Origin of the sequence: Arthrobacter sp. 49Tsu3.1M3 (assembly GCF_900168135.1) — a bacterium.
Taxonomy (GTDB): domain Bacteria; phylum Actinomycetota; class Actinomycetes; order Actinomycetales; family Micrococcaceae; genus Arthrobacter.
Genome location: NZ_FUZD01000006.1, coordinates 50,265 through 62,067 on the forward strand (window position 1 = coordinate 50,265; position 11,803 = coordinate 62,067).

The 11,803-nt window shown below is 67.7% G+C and carries 11 protein-coding genes; 4 read left to right on the forward strand and 7 right to left on the reverse strand.

Going from position 1 to position 11,803, the window contains the following annotated elements; translation table 11 throughout:
- Positions 1-22 precede the first annotated feature (22 nt).
- Complete coding sequence (locus B5X90_RS09180) at positions 23-2,593, reverse strand: ATP-dependent DNA ligase (RefSeq protein WP_372702883.1); 2,571 nt, start codon at positions 2,591-2,593, stop codon at positions 23-25.
- A gap of 109 nt (positions 2,594-2,702) precedes the next feature.
- On the opposite strand from B5X90_RS09180, the gene B5X90_RS09185 reads away from it, so the two are divergent.
- Positions 2,703-3,716: a non-homologous end joining protein Ku gene (locus tag B5X90_RS09185; protein ID WP_079552200.1), complete on the forward strand. Its 1,014-nt coding sequence runs from the start codon at positions 2,703-2,705 to the stop codon at positions 3,714-3,716.
- Between the two features lie 34 nt (positions 3,717-3,750).
- Here the strand turns inward: B5X90_RS09185 and B5X90_RS09190 are convergent, their stop codons facing one another.
- The 6 genes from B5X90_RS09190 to B5X90_RS09215 form a co-directional block, all read right to left on the reverse strand.
- Positions 3,751-4,038, reverse strand: a complete 288-nt coding sequence (locus tag B5X90_RS09190; RefSeq protein ID WP_079552202.1) for a DUF7218 family protein — start codon at positions 4,036-4,038, stop codon at positions 3,751-3,753.
- A gap of 304 nt (positions 4,039-4,342) precedes the next feature.
- Positions 4,343-4,624, reverse strand: coding sequence for an HPr family phosphocarrier protein (locus B5X90_RS09195; protein ID WP_018774864.1), 282 nt, complete (start codon positions 4,622-4,624; stop codon positions 4,343-4,345).
- Between the two features lie 68 nt (positions 4,625-4,692).
- Positions 4,693-6,771: a PTS fructose transporter subunit IIABC gene (locus B5X90_RS09200; RefSeq protein ID WP_079552204.1), complete on the reverse strand. Its 2,079-nt coding sequence runs from the start codon at positions 6,769-6,771 to the stop codon at positions 4,693-4,695.
- A 2-nt stretch (positions 6,772-6,773) separates the two neighbouring features.
- On the reverse strand, positions 6,774-7,760 hold the full coding sequence (locus B5X90_RS09205) for a 1-phosphofructokinase family hexose kinase (RefSeq protein ID WP_079552206.1): 987 nt from the start codon (positions 7,758-7,760) through the stop codon (positions 6,774-6,776).
- The gene (locus tag B5X90_RS09210) at positions 7,757-8,575 is read right to left on the reverse strand and encodes a DeoR/GlpR family DNA-binding transcription regulator (protein ID WP_079552208.1); all 819 of its coding nucleotides are present in this window, start codon (positions 8,573-8,575) and stop codon (positions 7,757-7,759) included. The genes B5X90_RS09205 and B5X90_RS09210 overlap by 4 nt, the downstream gene beginning before the upstream one ends.
- 515 nt (positions 8,576-9,090) lie before the next feature.
- Positions 9,091-9,354 (reverse strand): DUF6458 family protein, encoded by a 264-nt coding sequence (locus B5X90_RS09215; RefSeq protein ID WP_018774860.1) that lies wholly within the window; start codon positions 9,352-9,354, stop codon positions 9,091-9,093.
- 262 nt (positions 9,355-9,616) lie between these two features.
- Between B5X90_RS09215 and B5X90_RS09220 the strand changes: the two genes are divergently transcribed.
- The 3 genes from B5X90_RS09220 to B5X90_RS09230 all read left to right on the forward strand — a co-directional run bounded on the left by B5X90_RS09220 (position 9,617) and on the right by B5X90_RS09230 (position 11,798).
- Positions 9,617-10,234, forward strand: a complete 618-nt coding sequence (locus B5X90_RS09220) for an alpha/beta hydrolase (RefSeq protein WP_079552210.1) — start codon at positions 9,617-9,619, stop codon at positions 10,232-10,234.
- Between the two features lie 308 nt (positions 10,235-10,542).
- Positions 10,543-10,911, forward strand: a complete 369-nt coding sequence (locus B5X90_RS09225) for a substrate-binding domain-containing protein (protein WP_256860143.1) — start codon at positions 10,543-10,545, stop codon at positions 10,909-10,911.
- Between the two features lie 143 nt (positions 10,912-11,054).
- Entirely contained in the window at positions 11,055-11,798 is a 744-nt protein-coding gene (locus tag B5X90_RS09230) for an HAD family hydrolase (protein WP_079552213.1), read from the forward strand.
- Positions 11,799-11,803 lie beyond the last annotated feature (5 nt).

Below are 11,803 nucleotides of genomic sequence, written 5' to 3' on the forward strand. Positions count from 1 at the left end.
CATCACCGCTGGCCCCACACGGCTAGGGGCCCGCGGCAGGGTCGGCCACGACGTCGGCTGGCGCCTTATCCAGGCGCCAGCCGCGCCACACCGGGTGCCGGAGCTTCCCGCTGCCGGTCCATTCCCCGAAGGTGACCTCGCCGACGAGTTTTGCGCTCACCCAGTTGGCGTCTGCTGCGTCAGCGTCCGGCACCTCCAGGAACGGGGAGGTCTTCCGTGGCAGGGCGTCGAGTTGTTGCCTGAGTTCCTTGAGTTCCCGGTCGCTGAAGCCGCTGCCCACCCGGCCCACATAGCGTAGTTTCGAGCCGTCCGGAATCCCCAGCAGCAGCGAGCCCACGGATTCCCGGCGCCCCCCTTTCCCGGGCCGCCAGCCGCCCACCACCACTTCCTGGGTCCGTTCAACCTTGAGCTTGAGCCAGGACCGGCTGCGCTGGCCGACGTAGCGCCCGTCCGTGCGCTTGGCCATGACCCCCTCGAGCCCGAGCTCGGCGGCGCTTTCCAGGATGTGCGCGACGTCGCCGTCGATCACGCCGGAAAGCTCGACAGGGGCGGCGGAAGGGCGGAAGAACCGCTCCAGCCGGCGGCGCCGCTCACTCAGCGGCTGGCGACGCAGGTCCTCGCCGGCGTCGAAGAGCAGATCGAACAGCATCAGCCGCACGGGCGTCGACTCCTGCGCCCGGGCGACGTCGGCGGCCCTGCTCAGTTTCATGCGGCCCTGCAGCAGCCCGAAGTCGGGCCGGCCGGAGCGGCCGACGGCGATGATCTCGCCGTCGGCGACGAAGCCCTGCTCCGGCCAGCAGGACCGGTCCGTCAGTTCGGGATAACTCGCTGACATGTCGATGCCGTTGCGGCTGATGAGCCGGACCGCCTTTGCGTCGCCGATCACCAGGGCCCGCACCCCGTCCCACTTGAGCTCGATCTGCCAGTCCAGGTCCGGAAGGTCCGCCAAGGTCCCGGATGTGGCCAGCATCGGGCTGAACCCGGAGGCGTCGGGGGCACGTCCGGGGCCGGCGGCCGTGCCGGTTTCCGCGCCGTCCGCGCGGTGGCCGCGGCCGTCCGCTGAGCCGTCCTCGCCGCCGTCGTCCGCTGCTTCGTCGGCAGCTTTCTCCGTGTTGTCCGCTGTATTATCCGCTGTGCCGGCCGGGCGCCGCGGGCCGGGACGGCCTTGCAGTCCCGCCGGGTCCATCAGGTGGATCAGCCACTGGTCATCGGCCCGGCCGGTGTGGATCAGGGCAAACCTGCGCGGTCCGCCGAGGCCGCCGCCCTCCGCGCCGGTCAGTGTGGCAATGACCTCCTTGCCCGCGATCCATTTTTCGCATTCGTAGTGTCCGTGGTCCCAGATGCTGACCGTCCCGGCCCCGTACTGGCCCTTGGGGATGTCGCCTTCGAAGTCGGCGTAGTCCAGCGGGTGGTCCTCGGTCTGGACCGCGAGGTGGTTCTTGGTTTTGCTGGTCGGGACGCCCTTGGGCAGTGCCCAGGACACCAGCACGCCGTCGCGTTCCAGCCGGAAGTCGTAGTGGAGCCGGCTGGCGTGGTGCTCCTGGATGACGAACTTCTCCCGGAGTGTCCCGCCGTCGTCCGCGGCGTTGTGCCGGTCCGCGGTGAAGGGCTCGGGAGTGGCCGCCCTGTCCCGTTTGGTGCGGTACTTTTCCAGCCGCGGATCGGTGTCGCCGCCGTCGCCAGCCTGCTCGGGAGAGATTTCGGCCCGTCCGCTGGGCTGGTGGTCCGCCGGGTGGTCCGGCGCGTGTGCTGTCGGGGCTCCGGCGCCGTGCCGGCCGCCGGAAACCGGGGCGAACGGATCCTTGCCGGCTGCGACGCGTTTCATCACCTCCTGGAAGTCCAGCTGGTGCAGCGACGCGGAGCTGAGTTCCCGCCATGTGCGCGGGGCGGCCACCGTCGGCCGGAGCCGGCCGCGCAGCGAGTACGGCACGATCGTGGTCTTGGCGGCGTTGTTCTGGCTCCAGTCCACCAGCACCTTGCCCGTGCGCAGGGTCTTCTTCATGTCGCTGACGGCGAGATCCGGGTGGTCTGCTTCGAGCGAGCGGGCCAGTTCGCGGGCGAAGTCGGAAATCTGGTCCGAGCTCTGGGACCCGTCCAGGGCCGCGTAGAGGTGGATGCCCTTGCTGCCGCTCGTCACCGGTACGGGGTCGAGACCGACGTCCTGCAGGATCGTGCGGGCCAGACTGGCCACCTCCACGCACTCCGCCAGTCCCGCGCCCTCGCCGGGGTCCAGGTCCAGCACCAGCCGGTCGGGCGGCATCGCGTTGCCGTGGGAGTCAACCCGCCACTGCGGGACGTGGATCTCCAGGGCGGCGATCTGGGCCAGCCAGGTGAGCGTGGCGGGATCATTGACCAGGGGGTATTGGATGGTCCGGTCCTTGTGCGTGATGGCGGCACGGGGCACCCAGCCGGGCGTTGAATGGTCCAGGTTCTTCTGGAAGAACATCTCTCCCGGGGCATCTGGGGTCCCGACGCCGTGGACCCAGCGCTTGCGGGTGGCCGGCCGGTTGCGGGCGGCGGGGATCAGCACCGGCGCGACGGCGGCGTAATAGGCCAGGACGTCGGCCTTGGTGGTGCCCGTCTCCGGGTACATGATTTTTTCCAGGTTGGTGAGCACCAGTTCGCGTCCGTCCACGCGGACGCGTTCCTTACCGTTGGGCAAAACCCTTCACCTCCGCGCAACTGTGATGTTCACTTGATCCATGAGAGCCATCTGGAAAGGCGCAATAGCGTTCGGGCTGGTCAATGTGCCGGTCAAGGTCTACAGCGCCACCGAGGACCACGACATCAGCCTCCACCAGGTCCACAACGCCGACGGCGGCCGGATCCGCTACCAGCGCCGTTGCGAGGTCTGCAGCAAGATCATCGACTACGAGGACATCGACAAGGCCTACGAGGACGACGGCCGCACGGTGGTCCTGACGCGCGACGAGCTCAAGTCCATCCCGGCGGAAAACAGCCACGAAATCGAAGTGGTCCAGTTCGTTCCGGTCGACCAGCTCGATCCGATGATGTTTGAAAAGAGCTACTACCTTGAACCCGACTCCAAGTCGCCCAAGGCCTATGTGCTGCTGCGGCGCGCCCTCGAGGACACGGACCGGGTGGCAATTGTGCAGTTCGCGCTCCGGGACAAGACCCGGCTTGGCGCGCTGAGGATTCGCGACGAGGTCCTGGTGCTGCAGTCGCTGCTGTGGGCCGACGAGGTCCGCGAGGCCAGCTTCCCCGCACTCGAGACCTCCATCCGGATCTCGGCGCAGGAACGCGAGATGTCCGCGGCCCTGGTTGACTCGATGGCCTCCGACTTTGAGCCGGACCAGTTCACGGACGATTACCAGGAGCAGTTGCGCCAGCTGATTGAGGCGAAGCTGGACAAGGGGGAGTCGCTGGACACGGAGGAGACCTTCGGCGCCCCCGCCGAGGCCGGCGAGGGCGAAGTTATCGACCTGATGGAAGCGCTCAAGCGCAGCATCGAGAAGAAGCGCGGTGGTGGGCCTGCGGAGACTCCTGCCGGGGGCTCCGGTTCTGCTGCCAAGACCGCCCCGAGGACCCCCGCCAAGACGGCGGCAGCCAAGTCCACAGCCACTAAATCCACAGGCGCTAAATCCACAGCCACCAAGACGACGGCACCCCGGACTGGTTCCAAGACTGCGGCGGCTTCCAAGGCTGAAGCGGCGCCCAAAGCGACGGCGTCGAAAACGGCGCGAAGGGGTGCCTGAGCCCGGATGCCGGCTGGCGCCGTCGTGCACGTTATCAGGAGTTCCGCAGGGCGGAGATGAGCTCGCTCTTCTTCTTGGCCGAGTAGCCTTTGAGGCCGATCTCCTTGGCGCGTGCCTTCAATTCCGGCACGGTCCAGTCCTCGTAGTCGCCGGCCTTGCCGCCCTTGCGGCCTACCGAGGAACGGCCCCGCTTGGCGGCGGCATTGGAGATCCTGGCGGCTTTTTGCTTGGAGGCGCCGTCCTCGAGCAACTTCTCGTAGAGCTCGGGGTCCTTGATGCTGGGGCTCTCTGAGCCTTGGGGCTCGCCTTTCTTCGTTGGCATGGCTGCGCGATCATCTCCTTCGGCCGGGAACCAGGCAGCGACCCGCGGCCGGTGCCGCCGGGGATTCCAAACTAGCCGCGCCGCGGGGCCGTGACAAGCATTTACTAAGGTCACTGACAAAGCCACCTTTTCCCGCGCGGCCAGCCCCCGCCAATCCAGCCAGTGCAAGCCAGTTCGAGCCGGCGCAGCCACAGCGCTGGCGACAGGGCTGGCCCGGCAACGCGAAGGCCCGGCCGGCCCCTGATCGGGGGCGGCCGGGCCAACTGAAGCTGCCGGTGTTCCGGTGCGGGGCCGGAAGATGAGGCTATTCGGCGTCGTGATCCGTCTCGAGGATCTGCACGAGGCGGTCAAGGGCGGCGTCGGCGCCCTCACCTTCGGCACGCAACACCACAACTTCGCCGTGCGATGCGCCGAGGCTCATCAGCGACAGGATGCTGGCGGCGTCCATCGCCTCGTCCTCGGGTTCGCCCAGCCGGGCAATCGTGATCTCGAGGTTGTCAAACTCGCCTGCAGCCTCGGCGAAAATGGCGGCCGGACGGGCATGCAGCCCGACCCGGCTGGCAATGGTGGCGTTACGTTCGGTCATTTCTGCTCCTTGAAGTCAGCTTGGGTGTTGGTCAGCTGTGAGTATTTGCTTGGAAAAAGCGTCCTGGTTCAGGCGGCTACGGGAACAGTTTCCACCGTATCAACCGGCTTCTTGACTGCCCAGCGCTTGAGCCCAATCACGGCGAAGGCGCCGACAACGGTACCGGCCGCAATGGCGATGCAGAACCACAGGAACGAATCGATCGCGAAGAAGACGAAGATTCCGCCGTGGGGGGCCTTCGAGCCCACGCCCGCCGCCATTGAGATGGCTCCCGTTACGGCGCCGCCGAGCATGCTGGCGGGGATGACGCGGAGCGGGTCCGCGGCCGCGAAGGGGATGGCGCCTTCAGTGATGAAGGAGGCTCCCAGCAGCCAGGCGGCCTTGCCGTTTTCCTGTTCCGCAAGGCTGAAGAGCCTCTTGTTCAGCACGGTCGCGGCCAGTGCCATGGCCAGCGGCGGGACCATGCCGGCGGCCATGACAGCCGCCATGATCTGCCACGGGGCCTGGTTGGTGATGGAGGCCGTGCCCAGGCCGGCGACTGCGAAGGAGTAAGCAACCTTGTTGACGGGACCGCCGAGGTCGAAGCACATCATCAGGCCCAGGATGATACCGAGGGCGATGGCGCTGGCGCCGGTGAGGCCGGACAGGAATTCGTTGAGTCCGACAGTGACCCGGGCGATGTAGGCGCCCAGGAACACGAACAACAGGCCCGACGCCGCGAGCGACGCCACGAGCGGGATAACCACCACCGGCATCAGGCCGCGCAGCCAGCGGGCCACCTTGAGCTTGCTGATCGAATGTGCCACGTAACCGGCGATCAGGCCGCCAACGATGCCGCCGATGAAGCCTGCACCCATGAAGACGGCGGTGGCACCGGCAACGAAACCGGGGGCGATGCCGGGCCGGTCAGCGATGGCGTAGGCAATGTAGCCGGCCAGTGCAGGCACGAGGAAGCCGAGGGACAGGGCGCCAATCTTGAAGAGCACGGCCCCCAGGTAGGCGCCCAGCGGGCCCCAGGCCAGCTCCGGGTACGCGGTGGGCAAGTTCGTGAGGCTGTTCTCCGCCAGGATCTTGTCCGCGAAGGCGGTGATGTTGTAGCCACCCAGCAGGAAGCCGAGGGCGATCAGCAGACCGCCGCCAGCCACGAACGGGATCATGTAGCTGACACCGGTCAGGAGGGCCTTCTTCAGCTTCGTGCCAATGTGCTCACTCTTTTCCTCGGCGGCCATCTCAGCCTGCTCCTCGGCGCCGAAGTGGGGCACGCGGTGGGCGTGCGGGTTGTCCGCTGCGGCGAGTGCCTCGGCGACCATCTTGTCTGGTTCGTCGATGCCGCGCTTGACCGGGGCGTTGATCACCGGCATGCCGGCGAAGCGCTCCTTTCCGCGCACGTCCACGTCCACTGCAAAGATCACGGCATCGGCGGCGGCGATCACGGCGGGGTCGAGGGCCTTGGCGCCGGAGGATCCCTGGGTTTCCACCTGCAGGTCCACGCCGACTTCCTTGGCCGCGGCGACGAGCGAGTCGGCGGCCATATAGGTGTGGGCAATGCCGGTGGGGCACGCGGTGACGGCGACGAGGCGCTTGGGCCCCTTGGCCTTCGCCGCGCCGGCATCTTCACCGGTTGCGGCCGCCGCGGCTGAGGCGCCGGCCGCGGATGCGGCGCCGGTCGCTTCGGCGGCGGTGTGGGCGGCAGGCTTGTCCGCCAGGGCGGCGTCGACGAGGTCGACAATTTCCGCCTCGGTGGTCGCGGCGCGCAGGCTGGCCGTGAAGTCCTTCTTGATCAGCGACCGCGCCAGCTTCGAAAGCAGCTTCAAGTGGTCCTGGTCCGCGCCCTCGGGAGCGGCGATGAAGAAAATGATGTCCGCGGGCCCGTCCTTGGCGCCGAAGTCGACCGGCTGGGACAGCCGCGCCATCGCCAGGGTGGGTTCGGTGACCGCCGTCGAGCGGCAGTGCGGGATCGCGATGCCGCCCGGGACGCCCGTGGCGGTCTTGGATTCCCGGGCAAAGGCGTCGGCGAAAAGCCCTTCGGCCTCGGTAGCGCGTCCGGTGGCTGCAACCCTGCCTGCCAGATGCCGGATCACGTCCTCGGGCGAGCTGCCCAGATTCTGGTCGAGCTCGACCAGTTCGGTGGTAATGAGCTGTGTCACTGTCAATCCTTCCGGAGGGCCGTGATGGTTACGGCATCAGGGGTGGTTTGGTTGACTGCCGGGACAGTGGAGCCAGGCAGCGAAGCGGCGGCGGCACCATGGGCCACCGCCTGACGGAGGCAATCGACCGGGGCGGCGCCCTGGCTGGATGCGAGCAGGTATCCGGCCAGCGAGGAATCGCCGGCGCCGACAGTGCTGACCGCGGTGACCGGCGGGTGCGTGGCCAGCCACGCGCCGTCGGCCGTCACAAGAACGGCACCCTTAGAGCCGAGGGTGGCCAGTACGGCACCCACTCCGGAGCGCACGACGGCGGAGGCGGCTGCTGCTGCAGCCTCCGGGTCCGCTTCGAGCTCCTCGGCAGACTTGTTCGTGGCGAAACCGGCTGCGGCAGCCAGTTCCACCAGTTCCTCGGCATTGGGTTTCAAGAGGTCCGGTTTTCCCGAGGTATCGCCGGAGACCGCTGCGGCGAGGGGTTCGCCGGACGAATCGACGGCGACCCGTGGTGCGGCCTCGCCGTCGAACAGGGAACGAAGCCGCCGGGTGACGGTTGCGTAGAAGTCGGCCGGGACTCCGGGTGGGAGCGAGCCGGCCAGGACTACCCAGGCGGCACCGCGGGCGTGGTCCAGCAGCAGGCTGATCAGGGCCTCCTGCTGCTCCTCGCTGAGGGCCGGTCCGGGTTCATTGATCTTGGTGGTGACGCCGCCGGGTTCGGTAAGGGCCACGTTGCTGCGCAGCGGCTCGCCGATCGGCAGGGCCGCGAACGGAACGTCGGTATCCCGCAGGCCGGTGAGGACGGGGTCGGCCTCGGCGCCGGGGAGAACGGCGACTGTCTTCAGCCCCGACGCGACGAGGGCGCGGGAGACGTTGACTCCCTTGCCGCCGGATTCCTGGCGGACGGAGAGGGCCCGCTGAACTTCCCCGCGGAGGAGGGGGCCGGGCAGCGCCACGGTGCGGTCCAGGCTGGGGTTGGCGGTGAGGGTGACAATCACGCGACCACCACCTCCACTCCGGCTTCCGCAAGGGCGTCGGCGAGTTCCCGGCTGGGTTGCGTGTCTGTGATCACGGTGTCCAGATCTTTCAACGAGGCGAACTGGACCAGCGTTTCCGCGTCCAGCTTGGACGAGTCAGCCAGCACCACAATGCGGCGCGCTGATTGGACGAAGGCAGCCTTGACAGCGGCTTCTTCAGGATCGGGTGTGCTCAGCCCGAAGGCTGCATGGATGCCGTTGGTGCCGATGAAGGCGATGTCCGGGCGGATCCGGCGGGCGGCTTCCACCGTGGACTGGCCGACAGCGGCCTGGGTCAGGCCGCGGACCTTGCCGCCGAGCAGGTGCAGGGCGATCCCGGGTCCACCGGACAGCCTGGACGCGATGGGCAGGGAGTGGGTGATGACGACGAGTTCGGCGTCGGGCCCGGATGCCGGAACGGTGCCCTGCGCGGCGGCTCCGGCGGCACGGGCGGACAGGAGTTCGGCGAGGGCCTCCGTGGTGGAGCCGGCGTCGATCAGGATGCTGCCGGCGAGGCCCTGGGGAATGAGGGCCAGGGCGGCCTCGGCGATCCGGGTCTTCTCAGGCTGCCGCTGGACGGTCCGCTCCAGGATGCTTTCTTCCGTGGTGCTGAAACGGTCCGGGGAGACCGCGCCGCCGTGTACGCGGCGGACGCTTCCGGAGGCTTCCAGGGCGGCGAGGTCCCGGCGGATGGTTTCGGTGGTGATGCTGAAGCGCTCGGCCAGGTCGGTGACGCTGGCCCGGCCGCTGGCGTAGATGAGCCCCACGATCAGCTGCTGGCGTTCTTCGGCGAACACTTACCCTCCATTGCGTACTGCGTCTGTCCTGGTTCTTGCCGTGCGTTGGGCTGGAAATGCGCCCTGGCCGCTTCGGTGACTCCCGTCACATGAAGTGGAATTGTTTGACTTTATCTTTGTTCTTGTTGGTTTGTCAATGAAAAACCACATGAACACAGAACGGCGGGCTTCGCCAGGGGACATGTCCAGCGTTCGGGCCGGGGAGTGGGCACTTGGGGGCCATGTCCATGGGTCGCTGCGGGGGCTGGGCATGTGCCGCGCATGGGGTGGTTCCGAAGGGGGCATGTCCAGTGGTCGGGCCGGGGAGTGGGCACTTGGGGACTATGTCCATGGGTCGTCGCCGCGGGGGTTGGGCATGTGCCGCGCATGGGGTGGTTCCGGGCAGGGCGCCGGGGACATGTCCAGTGGTCGGGCCGGGGAGTGGGCCCGGACGGCGGAAGCCGGGCCCGACCTCGAGGTCCGGCCCGGCTTCCGGGTCGTTGGATTCCGCGCCGCTCAGTGGGTGCGGGGAAAACTCAGATGCCTGCGTCGCGGCTCTCATTGCGGGTGATGGTCTCGCCGGTGTTGGGGTCCACTACCGTGCGGCTTTCGCTGACCCGGCGCGTGCGGCCGCGCCCGGGGCCGGCGAGGACGAGGGAAGCGATGAGTCCAATCACGCCGACCGCCATGAGGATGTAGCCGATCATGGCCTGGTTCACATTGGGGATCAGCCCCGGGGCGACGGCCCAGGCGAGGATGGCGCCGATGGCGATGAGGAAGATTGCGGAACCGATTCTCATAACGTGCTCCTTGATGCCCGGGGCCGGGCTGATGATGGTAAGCATGCTGTCCAGCGTCACGCTACAACCCCGCCCCGGCTGTTTCAATGAAGCGCCCTCCGCCCCGCGGGGAAATTTCCGCGCCGTTTTCGGCCGGGCGCGCCCATTTCGGACGGATGCGCCGCTGATCCGGGTGGCGGTGGTCCGATTTCGCCGCGAAAACCGCGGGCAGCGCCGCCTCGTGCCGGGCGGAGCGCGTGGCGGTGCTGGATAGGCTGAGCCAATGGAGACGGTGATCTGGTCAAAACCCGAACACGAACGCGGCGGAACCCCGCTGCTGGTGATGCTGCACGGCTACGGTACGGACGAATTCCGCATGTCCAAGCTGTTCGCTTCCCTGCCGCCCGAGTTCAGCTGCGCCGCCCTGCGTGGACCCAAGGACATTGGAGACCACTACGGCTGGTTCCTGCTGGACTATTTCCTCACCCATGACTTTGCCGACGTCATCGCCTCCACGAACGCGGTCTTCGCCTGGATCGAGTCGGTCAAAGCCCGGCACAGCAGCGTCAGCCTGTTCGGATTTTCGCAGGGGATGGCGATGGCCAGCACCCTCCTGCGGCTCCGGCCGGAACAATTCCGCGCAGCTGTGGGGCTCTCGGGTTTCGTCCTGGACAACGAACTGCTGGCGATGAGCGAATCGTTCACCGCCCGGCCGCCGTTCTTTTGGGGCCGGGACAAGGGCGACGTCGTCATAAACGACGCCGCTACCGAGCACACCGAGGCGTGGCTGAACCGGAATACCCAGCTCACGGCCCGGACCTATCCGGGCATGGGCCACACGATCTCGAAGGCCGAACTCGTGGACGTCAGCGCATTCCTGCGGCACTACGTCCTGCGCTGACCTAGGTGCTGGCCATGGCGCCCCGTACTGCGTGACTTAGGCGCTGACCAGGGCGCCGGCCGGTCCCGCCAACCCCCGCCCAGACAGGGCCGCCAGCCCGCTCCCAACCCGCTCCCAAACCCCGGATCATCCACTTGCATGCCAAATATGTAAGCGCTTACAATCGACCTCGGCCATGAACACCGGGCCCACTACTTCGGGGGAAGAAAGGGCTGAGCCCGTGCCGCAGGCCAACACCCCGCGCGTGAGAATCCAGGGCGGCCCCGCGCTGCCCGGACTCGCCATCTGCACCGTCTCCTCCGGACCTCGTGCTCGACGCCGGCTCCGGCATCGAAGGCGGCCGGCTGGCCATGGTGGAGCCTGTGAAAACCCCCAGGATACCGCCCGCGATCTTCGCCGGTTGCGACGAGACAGCCTGCAGCGCGCTGATGGCCATGCGGGAGCCCGGTTTGTCAGCGCCGGAAAACGTGTCCATCATAGGAATAGACGATCATCAGATGAGTTGGTTCCTGGGCCTGACCACAATTGCCCAGCCACTGGCCGACCAGGGCGCGTTCGCGGCCGACCTGCTGATTGAAAGACTTCATCGCTCAGGACTTGCCAATCCGCCGCCTGTCAGTCCGCCGTCGAACCATCTGCTGGACACCACAACCATCTGCTGGACACCAAATTGGTAGAGCGCACCAGCACGCGCCGACGCTGAACCGGACGGTGTCCGACGCCGGAACGGCCCCAGCAAAGCAGCCCTGAACTGCCTGCCATAGACCATCGCTTTGACCAAACCGTCTTGCCTGCCCGTCGTCTGAAAGGACCTCGACTCATGACTGTAGTTCCCGACACTTCCGGCCTCGCCGGTGCGCTCTCCGGTGCATCCGCCATCCTTTTTGACCTCGACGGCGTCCTGACCCCCACCGCTGTGGTGCACGAGCACGCCTGGAAGCAGCTCTTTGACGGCTTCCTGGCCTCGGTCCCCGGTGCTGAGCCGTACCGTGAGAGCGACTATTTCGACCACATCGACGGCAAGCCGCGGTTTGACGGCGTCCGGGACTTCCTGGCCTCCCGCGGGATTGTGCTGCCCGAGGGTCCGGTGAACGACGAGCCCGAGCATGACACCGTCCACGGACTCGGCAACCGCAAGAACAAGGTCTTCAACGACATCGTCGAGGCCGGCGGAGTCCAGCCGTACGAGGGCTCCGTCCGGCTGGTTGAGGCCGCGCTGGCCCGCGGGCTCAAACTCGCTGTAGTCTCCTCTTCCCGCAACGCCCCTGCCGTGCTGAAGGCTGCCGGCCTGTCCGACTACTTCCCGGTGGTGGTCGACGGCGTCGTCGCCGTCGCCGAGGGACTGCCCGGCAAGCCCAGCCCGGCCACCTACGAATACGCCGCGCGGCTCCTGGGCCTGCCAAGCCAGGAGTGCGTCGTGGTGGAGGACGCCGTCTCCGGCGTCCAGGCCGGCAGTGCGGGAGACTTCTGCTCGGTGATCGGCGTCGACCGCGGCGCCGGCCGGCAGACCCTGCTCGACGCCGGCGCCACGGTCGTGGTCAACGACCTCGCCGAACTGCTCTAGCCCGG